Annotated in this window: 14 protein-coding genes and 1 tRNA gene; 5 read left to right on the top strand and 10 right to left on the bottom strand. The window is 58.5% G+C overall.

The genetic code is table 11. The annotated features are described in order from the left end of the window. Positions 1-10 precede the first annotated feature (10 nt). Positions 11-1738, bottom strand: coding sequence for a glucose-6-phosphate isomerase (gene pgi / locus JF535_RS16060; protein ID WP_207004139.1), 1728 nt, complete (start codon positions 1736-1738; stop codon positions 11-13). Between the two features lie 388 nt (positions 1739-2126). Between pgi and JF535_RS16065 the strand changes: the two genes are divergently transcribed. Next, complete coding sequence (locus JF535_RS16065; protein WP_207004140.1) at positions 2127-3176, top strand: LacI family DNA-binding transcriptional regulator; 1050 nt, start codon at positions 2127-2129, stop codon at positions 3174-3176. Positions 3177-3475: 299 nt separating this feature from the next. On the opposite strand, the gene JF535_RS16070 is transcribed toward JF535_RS16065, so the two are convergent. From JF535_RS16070 to nagK, 4 genes are all read right to left on the bottom strand, one after another. Continuing rightward, positions 3476-4807 carry a sugar MFS transporter gene (locus tag JF535_RS16070; RefSeq protein ID WP_207004141.1) on the bottom strand — a complete coding sequence of 444 codons (1332 nt, stop codon included), beginning with the start codon at positions 4805-4807 and terminating at the stop codon, positions 3476-3478. 71 nt (positions 4808-4878) lie between these two features. Continuing rightward, positions 4879-6006 (bottom strand): N-acetylglucosamine-6-phosphate deacetylase, encoded by a 1128-nt coding sequence (gene nagA / locus JF535_RS16075; protein ID WP_207004142.1) that lies wholly within the window; start codon positions 6004-6006, stop codon positions 4879-4881. A gap of 61 nt (positions 6007-6067) precedes the next feature. Continuing rightward, positions 6068-7066: a glucosamine-6-phosphate deaminase NagB-II gene (nagB-II, locus tag JF535_RS16080; RefSeq protein ID WP_207004143.1), complete on the bottom strand. Its 999-nt coding sequence runs from the start codon at positions 7064-7066 to the stop codon at positions 6068-6070. Between the two features lie 142 nt (positions 7067-7208). Further along, complete coding sequence (gene nagK / locus JF535_RS16085; RefSeq protein WP_207004144.1) at positions 7209-8159, bottom strand: N-acetylglucosamine kinase; 951 nt, start codon at positions 8157-8159, stop codon at positions 7209-7211. 488 nt (positions 8160-8647) lie between these two features. Between nagK and JF535_RS16090 the strand changes: the two genes are divergently transcribed. The 3 genes from JF535_RS16090 (at position 8648) to JF535_RS16100 (ending at position 12369) form a co-directional block, all read left to right on the top strand. Next, a complete protein-coding gene (locus JF535_RS16090) occupies positions 8648-9988 on the top strand; it encodes a PstS family phosphate ABC transporter substrate-binding protein (protein WP_207004146.1) in 1341 nt (446 codons plus the stop codon). A gap of 47 nt (positions 9989-10035) precedes the next feature. Beyond that, complete coding sequence (locus JF535_RS16095) at positions 10036-10908, top strand: DUF6279 family lipoprotein (RefSeq protein WP_207004148.1); 873 nt, start codon at positions 10036-10038, stop codon at positions 10906-10908. 186 nt (positions 10909-11094) lie between these two features. After that, positions 11095-12369: an aspartate aminotransferase type Ic gene (locus JF535_RS16100; RefSeq protein WP_207004150.1), complete on the top strand. Its 1275-nt coding sequence runs from the start codon at positions 11095-11097 to the stop codon at positions 12367-12369. A gap of 90 nt (positions 12370-12459) precedes the next feature. Here the strand turns inward: JF535_RS16100 and JF535_RS16105 are convergent, their stop codons facing one another. The 3 genes from JF535_RS16105 to JF535_RS16115 all read right to left on the bottom strand — a co-directional run bounded on the left by JF535_RS16105 (position 12460) and on the right by JF535_RS16115 (position 15095). Then, a complete protein-coding gene (locus tag JF535_RS16105; protein ID WP_207004151.1) occupies positions 12460-13563 on the bottom strand; it encodes a phosphoribosylaminoimidazolesuccinocarboxamide synthase in 1104 nt (367 codons plus the stop codon). Positions 13564-13638: 75 nt separating this feature from the next. Further along, positions 13639-14745: an AI-2E family transporter gene (locus JF535_RS16110; protein ID WP_207004152.1), complete on the bottom strand. Its 1107-nt coding sequence runs from the start codon at positions 14743-14745 to the stop codon at positions 13639-13641. 65 nt (positions 14746-14810) lie between these two features. Next, a complete protein-coding gene (locus JF535_RS16115) occupies positions 14811-15095 on the bottom strand; it encodes a sulfurtransferase TusA family protein (RefSeq protein ID WP_207004153.1) in 285 nt (94 codons plus the stop codon). Between the two features lie 165 nt (positions 15096-15260). Here JF535_RS16115 and JF535_RS16120 point away from each other — a divergent pair, with 165 nt between their 5' ends. Further along, positions 15261-16766 carry a M48 family metalloprotease gene (locus JF535_RS16120; RefSeq protein WP_242524059.1) on the top strand — a complete coding sequence of 502 codons (1506 nt, stop codon included), beginning with the start codon at positions 15261-15263 and terminating at the stop codon, positions 16764-16766. A gap of 58 nt (positions 16767-16824) precedes the next feature. Here JF535_RS16120 and nadA read toward each other — a convergent pair whose 3' ends face one another. After that, positions 16825-17901, bottom strand: coding sequence for a quinolinate synthase NadA (gene nadA, locus JF535_RS16125; protein ID WP_207004154.1), 1077 nt, complete (start codon positions 17899-17901; stop codon positions 16825-16827). A 191-nt stretch (positions 17902-18092) separates the two neighbouring features. Further along, positions 18093-18168, bottom strand: a tRNA-Lys gene (locus tag JF535_RS16130). Positions 18169-18277: the final 109 nt, after the last annotated feature.

The following is an 18277-nucleotide window of genomic DNA, read 5'->3' on the forward strand; positions in this document are numbered from 1 at the left end:
CACGCTGTCGTTAAGCCTGTTCTCCAGCAGACTCAGCCACCCCAACCTCAGGCAGCTCCGTGGACGTAACCGCGCCGTTTACCCGGCGGTAGTAGTCGATCAGCTGGGCCGTGGAACCGTCTTCGCCCGTCAGGTCACCGGCAGCCAATTTTGACTCCAGCTTGCTGGCCAGACCTTTACCAAGTTCCACGCCCCACTGATCAAAGGAATAAATTTGCAGAATCACACCCTGAACAAAGATTTTGTGCTCGTAGAGTGCAATCAACGCTCCCAGCGATCGGGGGTCCAACTCTTTCAAGAGTATTGTGTTACTGGGCTTTCCACCCCTATGCACTTTGAATGGGGTAAGCCTTTTTATTTCTTCTTGCGACAGCCCCTTGGCTGTCAGTTCCCGCGCCACTGACTCCGCATCCACACCATTCATCAAAGCCTGACTCTGGGCGAACATATTGGCCAGCAGCACCTCGTGATGCCCGCTCAGCTCATGTCCGGGGGCCACGGTGCCGATAAAGTCGGCCGGCACCACCTCTGGGCTCTGGTGCAGATACTGATAGAACGCATGCTGCCCGTTGATCCCGGTCTGCCCCCAGATCAGTGGGCCAGTGGCGTAATCCACCTCCACTCCAGCGCGATTGGTCGACTTGCCGTTGCTCTCCATATCTGCCTGCTGCAGATAAGCGGGCAACATGTGCAGCGCCTGGTTGTAAGGCAAAACCGCGTGCGCCGGATAGCCCATGAACGAGCAGTTCCACACACTCAGCAGCGCCAGAATTACCGGCGCATTCTGCGCAAGTGGCGCTTCCCGGAAGTGGCGATCCATCTCTGCAGCGCCATCCAGCAGCGCGCGAAAATGGTCAAAGCCACAGGCAATGGCGATGGGCAGGCCAATCGACGACCACAGCGAGTAGCGACCGCCAACCCAATCCCAGAAGCGATAAATCCGCTCTGGCAGGATGCCAAATTGCTGCGCCTTGTCCGGGCTCGCAGTCACACCAATAAAGTGTTGCTGCAGCAGCGCTTCCGCCGGCCTCTCCGGCATCGCACGCTGCAACCAGCTAAGGGCACTGCGTGCGTTGGTCATTGTTTCGCCGGTGGTAAATGTCTTTGACGAAACGATAAACAGGGTCGATTCGGCATCCAGGCCGGCCAGCACATCCGTGAGCTGGGCTCCATCCACATTGGAGACAAAGTGCACGGCGACATCACCCTTCCGATGGGTACGCAGCGCTTCGATGACGGTCTGTGGTCCGAGATGGGAGCCACCGACGCCAAGATTGACCACATTGGTGATCCTTTTACCGCTGCAGCCCGTCAGGTCGCCATTATGTAGTAAAACTACAAGCTCTTTCAAGCGCTGCAGCTCGACCTCGACCGCCTCGCTGACGGATACCCCGTCAACTTCGACATCGGCATCCAAACCTCCACGTAGCGCGGGATGGAGAACAGGCCGCCCCTCGGTGACATTGATGGGTTTACCGGCGAAGAAATCGTCCCGCCACTGCTCCACTCCGGCTTCTTGCGCCAAGCGTAATAAATTTACAAAAACCGGACGGTCGACAGGGTTTTTCGAGTAATCCAGCAAAAACCGGGGCAGCTCCAGGGAAAAATCCCTGGCCCGCAGTGGACCATCAGCAAACAGGTCGGTGAGACGGCGCTGCTTGAGCTGCTTCGCCTGCGCCTGCAGCGCCCGCCAGATCTCAGACTGGGAAATGGCGGAAAAGGAAGGTGCGTTATGCATGGTGAGCCCCCTGAAAGTGGTCCCCGCCGGTCGATGGCGGGCACCGGTTATTCTTGTTGGTCGGATAGACAGCGCTTTGGCCTGCCAGGTGTCACGTCACCAAAGGAAAATGACAACGCTGTCATAAGACCGAAGGTTCACACAGCGCTCACACCCTGTCAATCGCGTTTGTAGTTTTGTTTCACAAATCTTCTATTACTCCTCGGCGATCCTGCCGAACACGGTAACAGCCACGAAAAAACGCTAAGATTGATGGGATCTACCGGGAAAATCCGGTTTTTCACGCGGGTATCGCCGCACCGAGAATAAATGACTACAAAGCCGTCGTCGTGCAGCCCGCAAACAGGTAAACTGCGCGGCTGGGTACGAATAAGGAAGATTGCCGACCATGAAGAGCACCATCAACGACGTTGCGGCACTCGCCGGCGTGTCGATCAAGACCGTTTCCCGGGTCATCAACAACGAGCCATCGGTCCGGCCCGCCACCCGCAAAAAAGTGATGGATGCGGTGGAGGAACTCCATTACCAGCCCAACCTGGCGGCGCGCAACCTGGCCGGTACGCGCAGCTATACCATTGCGCTAATCTACGACAACCCGAATGCCTACTATGTGATCGACATGCAGAACGGCATCCTCGAGGCCTGCAAGGCCCGCGGTTACGAGCTGCTCATTCACCCCAGCAACTCCAAGTCCGACACCGTAAACGACGAATTGCGAGCGCTGGTGGAGCATTCCAAGGTGGCCGGGGTAGTGCTCACGCCGCCCTTCTCCGAGACCCAGGCCGTCATCGATGAAGTGAAAAAGCTCGGCCTCGACTATGTGCGCATTGTTTCCAGCGGCGCCGCCGAGGGCGACGAAGAAAACTGCATTCAGGTCGACGATACCGCAGCCGCCTTCGATATCACCAAACACCTGATTGAGCACGGCCACAAACGTATTGGTTTTCTGTGTGGTGGCGAAGAGCACATTTCCACCCACGGGCGACTGAACGGCTATAAGGAAGCGCTGCGGCAAGCGGGAATCACCGTCGAGCCAGAGCTTATTGTTGCCGGCGAATACTCGTTCGACTCCGGTGTATCCGGCGCGAAGAAACTGCTGGAGCGGGACAACCCGCCCACCGCCATTTTTGCCAGTAACGATGAGATGGCGGCGGGTGCGCTGTTTGCCGCGCGGCTGATGCACATCGAAATTCCCGCACAGCTTTCCATCGTCGGCTTCGAGGACAGCCCGTTCTCCCGCCAGACGTGGCCCAAGCTGACCACTGCACACCAGCCCAACAATGAAATCGCCCGGTGTGCTGCAGCACTGGTACTGAACAAGGCGCGCAGCAAGGGCGCGGCGGAAAGCGCTGCCGCCAATAAAGATGCGGGCATCATCAAAAAATTCGTGCCCGAATTACTGGTGCGCGACTCCACCGGCGACTCGCCCGCAGGATAAACCGGAAAGCGGCTTTTGCGCCGCTTATCCAATCCTCTCCCCTACCCTGTATTTTGGTGGCGTCCTGCACGCCACCGTTGCGTCCCCCCCTCACGAACACCCGCAAACCCTCTGTTTAGCGATGGCTTTTTTTGGGCAAAAAAAAGCCCTCACGAGGAGGGCAAAGATGACGAGAACCAAAGAGAGAAACTTCATGAAGAAGTTGATAGCAAAAAAATCCTTTTCAAAACAACATCCAATACACTTTCAAAACTGACGAATTACGTTGCGCCTGGAATTCAGCAGCACCTACTGGCAACTTACTTCCAGCTGCGCATCTTGTGGCCCTTCAGCGCGTAAAACAGAATAAACAGGTAAGCCGGGATTGAGATCACGTAGGCCAGCTGACCGTCGCCGGTATCGGCAAAGTGACCGTACAGCGGCGGCAGCACCGCACCGCCGGAGATGCCCATGATCAGAAGGGCGGCACCTTTGGAGGTGAACTTGCCCAAACCTTCCAGCGCCAGCGGCCAGATTGCGGGCCAGCACATGGCGTTGGCGAAGCCCAACAGTGCAACGAAGTAGACCGCATTGGGAATCTCGGGCAGGCCGAACAGCGCCAGGGTCGCGGAGGACATTACGGTGCTTTCCATGGATCCTGTCATTACCGCGAACGTGAACACAATTCCCATGACCGCAGAGATCAACAGCGCAGTCTGCTGGCTGATAAAGCGGGGAATAGCGATGGTGCCCCAGATATAACCCAGCACCATGAACACCATCGTGTAGGACGTCAGCACGGACGCGACCGCCGTATCCAGCCCGGCCTGCTTGCCCAGCAAGCCAATAGCGTCACCGGCGATCACCTCCACGCCCACGTAGAAGAACAGCGCAATGGAGCCGAGAATCAGCTGCGGAAACTTCAGCAGCGCGGGCAGGTTTACCTCCATCTCTTCCTGACCTTCCACCACTTCATCTTCAATATCCGGCAGTGGTGCGAACATCATCGCGACGGCCAGCACAACCCCGAGAATCGCCATGCCGATATAGGGGGAAACCAGCTGCCCCGCCAGCTCGTCCAGCTTGGCGTCTTTAGCGGTGGACGACAGTACGGCCAGCTCAGCATCGCTGACACCGCTGATGCCAGACATCACCAGTGCAGCGAATACCAGCGGCGCCACAATACCGGCGCCCTTGTTCAGGAGCCCCATGACACAGATCCGCACCGCTGCGGTTTCCGGAGAGCCGACACGCACTACGTAGGGGTTGGAGGCCGTCTGCAGAATAGTCAGGCCGGAACCCACCACAAACTGGGCCAACAGGAAAATACCGAACATACGGCTGTAAGCGGCGGGAATAAAAATCAGGGCCCCGACGGCAACCAGCGCCAGCCCCAACGCCATGCCGGTTTTGTAGCCGGTGCGTTCGATAATGGCCGCCATCGGCAGCGCCATCACGGTATAGGCAATATAGAACGCCGACGCCACGAGCATGGCCTGGAAGGCACTGAGTTCACAGATGGTCTGCAGGAAGGGAATTAACGCCCCGTTCAACCAGGTCACAAAACCAAAGATAAAGAACAGCAGACCGATGATGGCCATCGGCAAAACACTGCTGCGCGTTTCGCTCGGAGTAATCGCTGCGGTAGTCATAAATTCACCTTTAATTATCGTTATTGAGCGTCGTTAAAAATCGTCATCAGTCGTTATTGAATACACGGGTATCAGCCCGCAGAGAACACTTCCTGCCCGCCGATCCAGGTTTTCTGCACCTGCAAATCGTCGCTCAGTAAAATCAGGTCCGCGCTGGCGCCCTCGGCAATACGGCCGCCTTCAGAGCCCAGGTACTGTGCCGGGTAAAGCGCAGCCATGCGCAGGGCTTCGGTCAATTCCACACCACACCAATCGCGGATGTTGCGCACTGCACCGATCATGTCGAGATGCGAACCAGCCAGTTCACCGGTCGTAGATGTCAGCTTGTCGCCATCGCGCGTCACGACGCGGTCAAACAGCGGAAAACTTTTCTCTTCACTCCCCACCAGCGACATGGCATCGGTTACCAGCATGATCTTGCCACGCGGTTTGGCCTTGAGAGCGAGGGTCATCGCTTCGGCACTGACATGGTGGCCATCGGCGATCAGGCCACACCAGCAACCATCACTGATCAGTGCCGTCCCCACCATACCCGGGTCGCGGGAATGCAACGGCGACATGGCGTTGTACAGGTGCGTAAACCCTGTGGCTCCCGCCGCAACCGCAGCGGCAGCGGTTTTGCCATCGGCATTGGAGTGCCCGAGGCAAACCCTGACTTCGAGATCGACCAGCTTGCGAATATCCTCTGGCGAGACGTTTTCCGGTGCCAGAGTGACCATTTTCAGACCCAGGTCATCGCGGCCATAGATTGCCAGCTCTTCTGCGCTCAGCGGGCGAATAAATCGTTCTTCGTGGGTGCCTTTTTTGGGCGTGCTCAGGTGCGGCCCTTCAAAGTGCACACCGAGCACCCCGGGTACGCCTTCCTTGAGCGCAGCACTGACGGCATCGGCCGCCCTTTGCATCACATCCACCTGATCGGTGATCAAGGTGGGCATAAATCCAGTGGTGCCGTAACGGGCATGCGCCGCAGACATTTTGCCTAGCGCGTTGACGGTGGTGTCGTTGTTGAACAGCGCACCGCCGCCCCCATTGACCTGAACGTCAATCAATCCGGGGGCCAGCATGCCCTTCAGGCGCACCGCACCGGCCGCCGGCTCACCACCGAGGGCAAGCACTTTACCGCCCTCGACAGACACCACCGCATTGGCATGCAGCTGCTCGCCGTCAAATAACTGGTCTGCGATAAATGTCTGTACCACTTGCCCGCTCCTGCGCTCCGTCACCCGTTCGTCAAACTAGCTGCAGCATCACACTGCGCCATCACACGGTCTGAGTGACTTTTTTCAGACCCGCCGGCTCGTCCGGATTAATCCCGCGGCTGACCGCCACATGCGCCACGTCGAGGTAAAAGCGCTGCAACAGGGCCAGCGGTGCAACACGCGGGTGTACACCTTTGCTCGGCACGTGCAGGTTAATCAGGGTACCGCCGCGACGAATGATGTCGGCGATCTGCTCGCTGTGCGCCTGATAAGACTCATCTTCGATAGGCACATTCACCACCGTGAGCTTCTGCTCTACCAGGGTGACCGGGCCGTGCAGGAATTCCGCGCTAGAGAAGGACTCCGCGTGCACGCTGCACACTTCTTTCAGCTTGAGTGCCAATTCACGGGTAATGCCGTAACCGGGACCACGCCCCAAGACCACCAGGTTTTTCACTGCGGCAAGGTCTTCCGGGCGCAGCTGCACGTCGGATTCAATCGCGTCGCTGAGGGTTTGCGGCAGTTGTTCCACACCGGCCTTGAGATCGGCGTCCTGGGTCCAGTTGGCCACCAGCTGGAGAACCGCAGACAGGGTGCACAGGTAGCTCTTGGTGGCCGCAACCGCCAGTTCGGGGCCGGCCTTCAGCGGCACCACCTGATCCACAATATCCTTGATCGGCGCAGTCTCATCATTCACCAGCGCCACGGTGTAGGCGCCGGCATCTTTCGCCATCTGCGCCTGTGCCAGGATGTCCGGACTGCGCCCGGACTGGGAAATTACGATGACCAGCGCGTCTTCCAGCTTGAGCTTCTTGCCATAAACGCTGGACACGGACGGCGCCGCGGCGAACGTAGGCGTGCCGGTTTCGATTTCAATCAGATACTTGGCAAATACGCCGGCGTGATCGGAGGAACCGCGCCCGACGATCATGACAAATCGCGGCGGCTTGCTGCGCAGGCGCTCACCCAGCGCTTCCATGATCGGCGCATTGTTTTTCAGCTGCTCGGCAATCCGGCTCGGGGCCTCACGAGCCTCGGTTTCCATTACTGTCATTGTCATAGAGGTTTCCGCCTTGCTGGCTTCAGCAGAAGTCACTGCGCTCATAAAATCCGTCCGTAAAATGCGTATGGCTCCGGTCACCAGGCTGCACAGTTAACAAACTGCAGCCCGGCAACCTAGGTGTTCTAACTCGTTCGCGCCCTTATCCAAAGAGCGCTTTTGCATCGCCCTTCTCCGCGGGCCGGGTTTCACCCTCGCCCAGCGCAGCCAGTGAGTGCTGCGCGAAGTAGACACAGCCCAGTTCCGGCGGGTCCAGCGGGTCGGATACCCGCTCGGCAACCCGCGGTTTCAGCCAGGGCTTCAGCCGGGGTGCCAGACCGCCGATCATGGCAAGCCGCGGCGGCTTGCTTTCCATTAATTTTTCCGCGAGATCACTGATGTAGGCCGCACCATCGCGCATGATGGACACAGCAACCGGGCAGTCGGCCTCTGCGCACTCCACCACCGGCACCGCCAGCTTGGCGTACTGACTGGAAGGTTTGCCCGCCATCATTTCGATCACATCGTAGGGATCGTCGGTACCCAGGGCCTTTTGCAATTCACGCTGCAGCATGGACTTCGCCGACAGCCCTTCCATGGCCATGAGCAGATACTTCACCGCTTCCATCCCCAGCCAGGCACCACTGCCTTTATCGCCGTGCGGGAATCCGTGGCCACCGACGATCTCGCTGTGGCCGTTGACCCAGGAATAACCGACGGAACCGGTGCCCGCAATAATGACTGCGCCGTCGCCACCACGGTGGGCGCCGAGGCACGCGGAGTGCTGGTCGGTGGTGAGGAACATCTGCTTGAAGGGGTGTGCCCAGGCACTCATTTCGTTGAAAAGGCGGGGCATGTTGACGCCCGCCAGACCAACACCCGCCACCAGCTCCCCAAGCGTTTCCGCTGGCATGCCGGCATCGGCCACGGCCAGAGCGGCCGAGCGGACTATGGAGTCAATGGTCTGTGCGTAGCCATGAAGGGGGTTCGCAGGCCCGGAAACACCGGTGCCCAGCAGACGATTGTCGGCGTCAAAAATGGAGGCGCGGCACTTGCTGCCACCGCCATCGATGCCAACGTAAAGAATGTCCCTACTGTCTCTCAAAGCAACCATCTGAAGCGGCCCCTAAGATTTCTATTGTTATCTGTCTTCACCGGATTCCCCACAGCAATCACTTGCTCCCCAGAGGATCCGGCGCGACGCCTTGATTGACGTCTGTGCCAATATGGGAGAAATACTACAAGACAAATGACAGCGTTGTCATGCCCTTTTTCAAAAAAAATCCCTCAAGCATCGAATTATAGGCCCCCTCTCTGCCCTACCTGAAGGCAATAGAGTCGAATCAGCCGCCGCTGAGGGGCTTTGAGCGCCCCAGGCAAATCAGCATTAGACACGAACAACGCCCGACTGGCACGGCCTCCAGCGTGCCGCCAGCCAGCTCAAGTGCGACTGAAACAAATCTGTCACATTTTTCTGCGATAAAGCGCGCGCCCAGCGCAGGGCAACCAGACATCTCAGTCTGACAAAGAAGTGCCCGGGCACAGCCCGACGCACTGCCTGCACCAGGCAACCCAAGGAATCAGAAGCAACAGGAGATAGGGATGGGACGCTGCCGAGCCTTTAAATATGTATCACGCACACTGGTGGCCGCAGCACTTTACCTGCTGAGCACCAGCGGCATAGCGTCTGAGCCAGGCGACACGACGCTCTTCCGCCTCACCGGCTCCAACACCATCGGCGCGGATCTCGCCCCGGCGCAGGTAAAAGGTTACCTGCGCGCAATTGGCGCAACAAACATCACTCAGCGCAGCGAGGGTGAAAAGCACTGGGTCAACGCCACGCTCCACGGCGACCCGGTAGTGGTCCCCATCATTGCGCTCGGTTCGAGTACGGGATTTAAAGCCCTCAACGAAAACAGTGCCGATATCGGTATGGCATCGCGTCGGATCAAGCCCCGGGAAATCGGCATGCTCAAGCGCTTTGGCGACTTTACCGGCCCCCAGGCGGAGCACGTGATCGGGCTTGATGCGCTGATCGTGACCGTACACAAGCGCAACCCGGTGTCCCAGCTGAGCCTGGACCAGCTGGCACAAATTTATCGCGGTGAGATTCGCAACTGGGCACAACTGGGCGGCCCAGACTTGCCAATTCGGCCACTGCACCGGGATATCGAATCCGGCACCCGCGCCACCTTTGACAGTGAAGTGTTCGGCGCCAGCCGTCCTGCAGAAACGTTTGTGTATGAAGTCTCCGGCAACCACGAAACCCGCGCACTGGTGCAACGGGACCCGGCCGCGATTGGCTACCTGCCCTACGCCGATGCCGAAGGCCTGCAGAAAGTGGCGGTCAAGGCCGGCGAGCTGGCGGCCATTGTGCCCGACCGCGGCATCATCGCCACCGAGGATTTCCCGCTCACCCGCCGCCTGTACCTGTATCGCAACCCCGGGCGCTACAACGCCCATGTAGATGCTTTTATCCACTTCGTCGAATCTCATGCCGGTCAACAGATAGTGGCCGATGTCGGTTTTATCAATCTCACACCGGTGGCGCTCCAGGTGCCTGCTTATGCCAATGCACCGGACAACTACCGCCAGCTGATGGAAACCGGGTCGCGCCTGAGCATTTCGTTCCGCTTTGCGGACGGCAGTGCCGAGCTGGACAACCGGGCCCTGCGGGACCTGCAACGGCTGCAGGACTTTATGACACGAGAGGAAAACCACGACCTTTCGCTGACTCTGGTGGGATTCTCCGACTACAAAGCAAACCGCAATATTTCCGATCTGATTTCCCGCTTTCGCGCGCTGAAGGTGCAGGGTGCGCTACTGCGAGACCACCAGATGGGCGACAGCCGGATCATGTCTGTGGGTGCCTTTGCACCGCTCACCGGAGACAGCGAGCAAGGCCCGGTAAAAAACAGTCGCGTGGAAGTCTGGATAAATTGACCTGAAGCGGGTCGCGGGGGCATCTGGCAGGATCTATATTTAACGCCATGAATGCCTCGAACTCGCTTTCGCTCACTGCAGCGCCGCTCCCCCGGCTACTTGGCGCCTTTATCCTGCTGCTGTTTTTGTTCGGCACCGGATGTTCCAGTGTGCGCCTGGTATACGGCCACCTGGACTGGTGGATGGACCGCAACCTGAATAAATATCTGGATCTGGAGGGCGCCGAGGAAGACCTCCTCTCCCAACGCGTCGACGAGTTCCACCGCTGGCACCGCCAGACCCAGCTTCCCCGCTACGCAAACTACCTGGAATCTCTGGCTGCGGATGTGGATGCACCGGACGCCAGCGCGAAAAAACTTGCAGAAATAGAGCAACAGGTCGACACCTTTTGGCACGCCTCGGCCACCATGCTCAGTGACCTGATACTCCCTATTGTGATTCAGCTGGATGACCAGCAGATTGACCGGCTGGCAGAAAATGTGCGCGAAGAGCGCGAGAAATCCCTGGAGAAATGGGAGAAGTCCAAACGCAAGCGGGAAAAAGAAATGCGCAAGCAGGCGGAGCGCTGGCTGGGGGACCTCACTCCGGAACAGGATGCGATGATCGACCACCAGGTAGCGAGTACAACCTTCGACCCAAAGCGGCGCGATGCGCAGCGCCAGCTTTGGAGCAACACATTCATTACCACCCTGCGCAACAAACCTGCGGGCTATGAAAAAAAGCTGCGGGATCTGCTGGTTAACCCCCAGTCCCTGTGGTCGCCCGACTATCAGCAAATGCAGGATCAACTGCGCCAGCAGGCTCGTACCCTGACCGCCGACATACTGGCAAGCATCACGCCGGAGCAGCGCGCGCACCTCAAATCGAGCCTGCTGAAATTCGCCGCTGACTTTCGCATTCTCGCTGCCCAGGAACACTAAAAGACACGAGCGGGCACTCGCCACCAGACCGTTTCAAACGAAACAAATTTTCTGCCGAAAACCCCGACTTTCACCGGGAATTACTGCAAAAAAATGCCAGAAAGCATGACGCAATCCGCCTGCGACTGATAAGCTCCTGCCCCGCAAGTTAAACCGCCCATTACCCTTCAACAGGAGAGGATTTCCGTGCGTATCGAGACCGCCCAACGCGAACAATTGCAACAGTGGGAAGCAGAGCTGGAGCAGCAGTACCAGCGTATTTGCCAGCATAACCTGAGCCTGGACATTACCCGTGGTAAACCGGCCGCAGATCAGCTGAGCCTTGCTGATAGTCTCGACGGGATTCTCAATGGCGACTACCGTGCGCCAGATGGTACAGACACCCGCAACTATGGCGGCCTGGAAGGTATCCCCGCGGCACGTGAGCTGGGCGCCGACATTCTGCAGGTACCGTTTGAAGAGGTGCTTGCCGGCGGCAACAGTTCTCTGACACTGATGTATCACGCGGTGCTCACCGGCTACCTGTTCGGCTTTGCCGGCAATCAGCCCTGGAGGGAAATGCGTGCCCCCAAATTCCTGTGCCCTGTGCCCGGCTACGACCGTCACTTCGCCATTTGCGAACAGCTGGGGATTGCTATGGACACGGTGCCCATGACCGCCACCGGCCCGGACATGGATGTGCTCGAGCAGAAAATTCGCGAAGACGATCAGATCATCGGCCTCTGGTGTGTGCCAAAGTTCTCCAACCCCACCGGGGTCACCTATGACACCGATACCGTTGATCGCCTCGCGCAGCTGGGTAAATTTGCCAACCCGGGTTTTCGCATTTTCTGGGATAACGCCTATGCGATTCATGATCTGGATCACCAGGTAGCCCTGCCGAATATTCGTGAGGCCACCCTGGGCAATGAAACCGCTGACTCTGTGTTGCAATTTGCCTCTACCTCCAAGGTGACCCACGCCGGTTCCGGTGTGGCCTTCGTCAGTGCCAGCCCCGACAACCTCGCATCGCTGAAACAGCAAATGTCGGCCATGACCATTGGCCCGGACAAAGTCAACCAGCTGCGGCACGTGCGACTGTTCCCGGAGCTGAGCCAGCTAAAGGAGCACATGCACAAGCACGCGGAAATCCTGCGCCCGAAGTTTGCGTGCGTACTGGACCACCTGGATAAGAACTTTGCCGACTCCGACCTGGGCGCGTGGGAAACACCGCAGGGTGGTTACTTTGTGTCGTTCAACACACGCCCGGGTGTCGCGTCTGAAGTGATTCGCCTGTCCGCCGAAGCTGGGGTTAAGCTCACCCCCGCCGGCGCCACCTTCCCCTATGGCAAAGACCCGGAAAACACCAACATCCGTATCGCGCCCAGCTTCCCGCCGCTGGAGGAGCTGGACACGGCGATGTCGGTGTTTGTGCTATGTGTGAAACTGGCCAGTGTGCGCAAGGCACTGCAAGCGGCCTGACCTGCCGACAAATACACACGTACGCGCATAAAAAAACCCGGCCAACTGGCCGGGTTTTTTGTGTGCCTGCAGGGCTCGCTTGCGACGGGCTCAGTCAATCAGACCATAGTCATCCCGTAGCACCTGGACAATTTCCGCCTTGGGGTTGTCGGGCAGGTTCAGCTTCTCGCCGATAATTTTCTCCGCGATCCCCACGTAAGTGGCCGACACCTGCATCAGCATGGCCTCCGGTAGCGCGTTGTCGCGGGCCAGGGCCTCGCGCTCACCCATACGGTCCTTGTTCAGCAGAATGTCCGGGTCCGGGAAGTGATGCAGCAACGCCTGACGAAAGCCCTCTTTGGAGTTTTCCACGATCTCGCCATTGCGGTAACGCTCGCCATCCCAGATGCGTGATGAGTCGGGCGTACCCACTTCGTCCATATAGATCAGTTTTTGCTTGCCCTGCGCATCCGTTACGTAGCCAAATTCAAATTTAGTGTCCACAAACACCTGATCCAGCCTGGCCAGCTCCGCAGAAATCACATCGAAGCCTTCCTTCAGCAACTGCTCGTAGCGGCCAATGTCTTCTGCACTGCGGAAGTTGAATGCGGCAAAATTGTCTTCGATATTCTGGCGGGTGATGTTCACATCGTCGGCTTCGGGGACGCCGGGAACGCCCTTGAGAATCCCCTTGGTAGACGGGGTGATCAGCAGCTCGGGAAGTTTCTGGTCTTTGCTCAGTCCATCCGGGAGTTCGATGCCGCAGAACTCCCGCTCACCCTTGCTGTAGGCCCGCCACATAGAACCGGTAATGTACTGTCTGGCAATCGCCTCGATCATGACCGGGCGCGCCTTCTGCACAATCCACACCGCCGGGTGCGGGATATCCAGGATATGGCTATCCGCCAGCCCCTGCTCCTTGAACCGTTTGAACCAGTGGTTGGCAATGGCATTGAGCGCCGCACCTTTTCCCGGTACCCCGCGCAGGCCGCCTTCCCCATGCCAGATACAATCAAACGCAGAGATCCGGTCGGAGATCACCATCACTGCCAGCGGCGCATCGGGTGCCACCGGGTAGCCTTTCTCCTGGATCAGGCGGCGGCTGTCCTCTTCGGTCAGCCAGTAGACGGAACGGACTTTGCCACTGTGGACGGGCTTGTCAGTGCGAATTGGCAGGTCGTTATTGACTGCCAGTACGGTATCGGCATGGCTCATGGATTGTCCTAGTTGGTTAACCGGGGCCGGAATCAGGCGGCGAACTCTAGCAAATCCCCGGAAAGCGAGACAGGGTTATTCCGCGGTTTCCTGCGGCAAATCCTCCACCTCACGGGCCTGCCAGGCAGCCTGATGCTCCGAGGTGGGCCAGGCATTCAGGATAGCCTTGGCCAGGGTTGCCAGCGGGATCGCAAAAAACACGCCCCAGAATCCCCAGATCCCACCGAATACCAATACCGCCAGAATAATGGCCACCGGGTGCAGGTTCACCGCTTCTGAAAAAAGAATAGGCACCAGTACGTTGCCGTCGAGTAGCTGAATCATTCCGTAAGCAAACATCAGCCAGAAGAACTCGCTACTCCAGCCCCACTGAAACAGGCCAATAGCTGCCACCGGGATCGTCACCACCGCCGCGCCAATGTATGGAATCAGTACCGACAGGCCAACCGCCACCGCCAGCAGCAACGCATAGTTAACCCCAAGCAGCAGGAAAGCGGCGTAACTTGTGACCGCCACGATGGCGATCTCGATGACCTTGCCACGCACATAGTTGGCCACCTGGTCATTCATTTCGTACCAGATCTGGCGCAACATGGGCCGCTTGTTTGGCAGGAAGGATGCGCACCAGCCCAGCAGCTTGCCGGAATCCTTGAGAAAGAAAAATACCAGAATCGGTACCACCACCAGGTAAATCAGCACTCCCGCCAGTACCGGTAGATTGGCCAGGGAAAATGTCAGCACCGTCTGCCCCAAGCTTCCCAGCTCACTGCCCAGGGTATCCACGATTTCATCAATCTGCTGTGCCGTCACCAGGCGCGGGTACTGCTCCGGCAGCAACAGCAGCAGCTCCTGACCGCGGTCCATCATGTTCGGCAGTTCCGAGAACAAACGCACGGTCTGGCGGGAGATAATTGGCATCACCACGAATAGCAAGCCAACAATGGTGCCCACCAGGACCAGGCAGGCAATGCTGACCGCCAGCCAGTGCGGCGCCTTCCACGACTGCAGCCGCTGCACCATGCCCTGCATCAGGAAGGCAATCACCAGGGCCGCCAGCACGGGCGCCAGAACCGGCCCCAGTGTTGCCAGCACGATAATCGCGGCCAGCAACAGCAGCACCAGCAGCACCACCTCTTCCTGGCTGAAATAGCGATTTATCCAACCCCTAATAATCGCAAGCATAAACCCTGTTCTCTCAAGACTCTGAATGGTTATTGGCAGTTCAACGCCACAGGCACGGCCTGTGGTCACCGCGCGTCGTTCGATGACTGCAGCCAATAGTGAAACTCGCTGCCGCGGATTTCGACCCGCCGTAACGGTACACTAGCGAGCGCACAAAAGCTGCGAATATCCCGCTCGGAGGCAGGGTCTGTGGCGATCAGGTGCAGCAGTGCCCCCGGCGCCACCTGCTTCATGGCTCGCCGCATGGCCAGCAAAGGCTGCGGGCAGGGAAGCCCGCGGGCATCTACCCTATAAGCAGAATCCCAATCAAAATCCGGGGGCGGTGTGGCGTTGAAGGACGAGTCAGTCATCGTTCCGCGGTAAAGAACCGTAAATGCCGCGAATTATAACGGCGCTACCGGGTCAATGGGTCACCACATCGAACCTTTTACCGCTGAGCTGATCAAAACCTCGACACTCTCACAGGGTTACGTATAGTGTTAACGGTAGGCAACCCGGCAGGCGCAGTAGAGAATATGACCGAGATCCTTACATTATTCAGCCAACCCTGGAAGCGCTGCTGGCAGCGGCTCCGCCGGGGCGCAGTGGGCCTCACCGCCGGCCTGCTGCTGGGCACCACGCCGATCGCCGCCACCGCCCAGGATGGTCACCATATCCAACTACCGCAGCTGGGTGATACCAGCAGCGGTCTCGTGTCCCGGGTGCGGGAAAAAGAGCTGGGTGAAATGTGGCTGCGTATGTTCCGCAGCCAGGTGCGCACCTCCAGCGACGCACTACTGCAGCAGTATGTAGAAAACTCCCTCAAGGCCCTCGCCGAATACAGCCCCCTGGAAGACAAAGCCCTCGACGTGGTGGTGGTCAATAACGACACCATGAACGCCTTCGCCGTGCCCGGTGGCGTGGTCGGGGTGCACACAGGCCTGTTCCTGTTTGCAGAGAATGAAGACCAGTTCGCCTCGGTACTCGCGCACGAACTGGCGCACCTCAGCCAGCGCCACTACGCTCGCTCCCTCGAAGCCCAACGCAACAGCACTATCCCCACCCTGGCGGGCATGCTCGGTGCCCTGGTGCTGGCCGCCACCGCCGGTGGCGATGCCGGGCTTGCCGCGATGACCGCAACCCAGGCGGCGGCACTGGACAACCAGCTGCGCTTCTCCCGCCAGAATGAACAGGAAGCGGATCGAGTCGGCATCGAGACCCTGGCCAAGGCAGGTTTGAGCCCCCAGGCGGCCGGTGAAATGTTCGAACAGATGCTCAAGGCTACCCGTTATTACCGACGCCCACCGGAGTTCCTGCTCACGCACCCGGTGACCGAAAAGCGCATCGCGGATGCCAAACTGCGCGCGAGTCGTATGGACAAGGTTCCCCTACGCGACAGCCGTGAATACCACTTGATGCGCGCCCGTATTCGCGTCAATGCCGAGGCTACCCCGCAGCAGGCGGTGAAGCGCTTTCAGGCCGAACTGCGCGGCATCAATGACAACGAAGACGCCGCCCGCTACGGCCTTGCATTGGCACAAACCGCTGCGGGCAAGCCGGACACTGCCCTGGAGACCCTGCAGCCACTACTGGACAAAGAGCCCGACAAAGATGCCTTTATCCTCGCCCGGGCCGATGTAGACCTGGTGCGGCAGGACTACAGCAGCGCCACGCGCCGCCTGCAGAATGCCGTGAACAAAAACCCGAAAAATCATGCGCTGATCATGGGTTTGGCAAACGCGCACTTCAAGGCCGGAAATTATCTTGCGGCGGAGCGCATTCTGAAAAAACACAGCCGTGTGCGCCGCAAGGATCCCGCGGTTTGGTACCTGCTGGCAGAGACCCATGGACTCGCCGGTGATATTGTCGGCGTACATGAGGCGCGTGCGGAGTATTACATTTTGAACGGCGTGTTCGACAAGGCACTGCAGCATCTGCGCCACGGTGTACGCCTGGCCAAGAACGATTACCAGATCCACGCGATTCTTCAGCAGCGCATGAAGGATGTGATCAAGATGCAGGAAAAAGCCCGAGAGCTCTGACACCAGCATCAGGCCAGACAAAAAAAAGAGCGGCAATTGCCGCTCTTTTTTTTTGTGTTCAGTCCAGAGGTTTGCGGAAGTCCAGCATCCGCTGCAAGGGCATCATGGCCCGCTTGCCCAGCTTCGGGTCGACAAGGATTTCATTATCGCCCCGCTCCAGTACGCCACAAAGATTCTCCAGAGAGTTCATCGCCATCCAGGGGCAGTTGGCACAGCTACGGCAAGTGGCACCGGAACCCGCGGTGGGAGCAACAATCAGCTCCTTGTCCGGGCACTGCTGTTGCATCTTGTAGAAAATGCCCTGATCCGTGGCCACAATAAATTGCTTGTTCGGGCGGGTCTTCGCAGCGTTGATGATCTGCGAGGTAGAACCCACAACATCCGCCAACTCTACCACCGCCGCCGGCGACTCCGGGTGTACCAGCACGAGCGCCTCGGGATAGAGCGCCTTCAGGTCGGCAACCCCCTTAGCCTTGAACTCTTCATGCACGATGCAGGCACCGTCCCACAACAATACATCCGCGCCGGTCTGCTTCTGCACGTAGCCACCGAGGTGTTTATCCGGCGCCCATAGAATTTTCTCGCCCTGGGAATCCAGGTAATCCACCACATCCAACGCAATACTCGATGTCACCACCCAATCCGCACGCGCCTTCACGGCCGCGGACGTGTTGGCATAAACCACCACAGTACGGTCGGGATGCTGGTCACAGAATGCGGAGAATTCTTCAATGGGACAACCCAGGTCAAGGGAGCAGGTCGCCTCCAGGGTCGGCATCAGCACGCGCTTGTTGGGCGTCAGGATTTTCGCCGTTTCGCCCATAAACTTCACCCCGGCAACGATCAGGGTATCGGCCTGATGCTGCGCGCCAAACCGCGCCATCTCCAGGGAATCAGAAACACAGCCGCCGGTCTCTTCCGCCAGCTGTTGAATCAAAGGGTCGGTATAGTAATGGGCAACCAAGACGGCGTTTTGCTCTTTCAGCAAGCGCTTGATGCGCTCGCGCCAGAGGTTCAATTCCTCTTCGCTGTATTGGTGCAAGGTCGGGTGCGCCAGGTGGTCCTGGATAAAGTCCCGCGCATCAATCGCATTGGGTGCCGGAGTGGTGGCAATTTTTTCGCTGCTGTCTGTCATGAGTCTCTGATACTGCCGGGAAAAGCCCGCATTATACCGATCCGGAAAAATTTCGCCGGGCTAAGCATAGGAGTGCCCCGCGCCCGCTGCCACTGACCACAGAAGATTATCAAAGGACAGTCTAGGGTCTACACGCACTGCCGCCGAGAAAAGGCTTTAAAACACTTTGGACTTGGGAAATCTTGAGGAAATGGTGGGTCGTGCTGGATTCGAACCAGCGACCAATTGGTTAAAAGCCAACTGCTCTACCAACTGAGCTAACGACCCTTAAGACTGCCGGACATCAACTCGCTGAGCGGACGCTTGGCTAACTGCTTGTATAACCCGACTTGCGGCGGGTTTTTTATGGCTACTGGCTCGAAGAAGCGCTTCGGAA

The sequence above is a fragment of the Microbulbifer salipaludis genome (genome assembly GCF_017303155.1).
In the GTDB taxonomy this organism is placed as follows: Bacteria; Pseudomonadota; Gammaproteobacteria; order Pseudomonadales; family Cellvibrionaceae; genus Microbulbifer; species Microbulbifer salipaludis.

What these genes read in the sequence shown, in the direction of transcription:
- pgi (WP_207004139.1), bottom strand. Translation starts at nt 1,738, where the DNA reads ATGCATAACGCACCTTCCTTTTCCGCCATTTCCCAGTCTGAGATCTGG.
- JF535_RS16065 (WP_207004140.1), top strand. Translation starts at nt 2,127, where the DNA reads ATGAAGAGCACCATCAACGACGTTGCGGCACTCGCCGGCGTGTCGATC.
- JF535_RS16070 (WP_207004141.1), bottom strand. Translation starts at nt 4,807, where the DNA reads ATGACTACCGCAGCGATTACTCCGAGCGAAACGCGCAGCAGTGTTTTG.
- nagB-II (WP_207004143.1), bottom strand. Translation starts at nt 7,066, where the DNA reads ATGACAATGACAGTAATGGAAACCGAGGCTCGTGAGGCCCCGAGCCGG.
- nagK (WP_207004144.1), bottom strand. Translation starts at nt 8,159, where the DNA reads ATGGTTGCTTTGAGAGACAGTAGGGACATTCTTTACGTTGGCATCGAT.
- JF535_RS16090 (WP_207004146.1), top strand. Translation starts at nt 8,648, where the DNA reads ATGGGACGCTGCCGAGCCTTTAAATATGTATCACGCACACTGGTGGCC.
- JF535_RS16095 (WP_207004148.1), top strand. Translation starts at nt 10,036, where the DNA reads ATGAATGCCTCGAACTCGCTTTCGCTCACTGCAGCGCCGCTCCCCCGG.
- JF535_RS16105 (WP_207004151.1), bottom strand. Translation starts at nt 13,563, where the DNA reads ATGAGCCATGCCGATACCGTACTGGCAGTCAATAACGACCTGCCAATT.
- JF535_RS16110 (WP_207004152.1), bottom strand. Translation starts at nt 14,745, where the DNA reads ATGCTTGCGATTATTAGGGGTTGGATAAATCGCTATTTCAGCCAGGAA.
- JF535_RS16115 (WP_207004153.1), bottom strand. Translation starts at nt 15,095, where the DNA reads ATGACTGACTCGTCCTTCAACGCCACACCGCCCCCGGATTTTGATTGG.
- JF535_RS16120 (WP_242524059.1), top strand. Translation starts at nt 15,261, where the DNA reads ATGACCGAGATCCTTACATTATTCAGCCAACCCTGGAAGCGCTGCTGG.
- nadA (WP_207004154.1), bottom strand. Translation starts at nt 17,901, where the DNA reads ATGACAGACAGCAGCGAAAAAATTGCCACCACTCCGGCACCCAATGCG.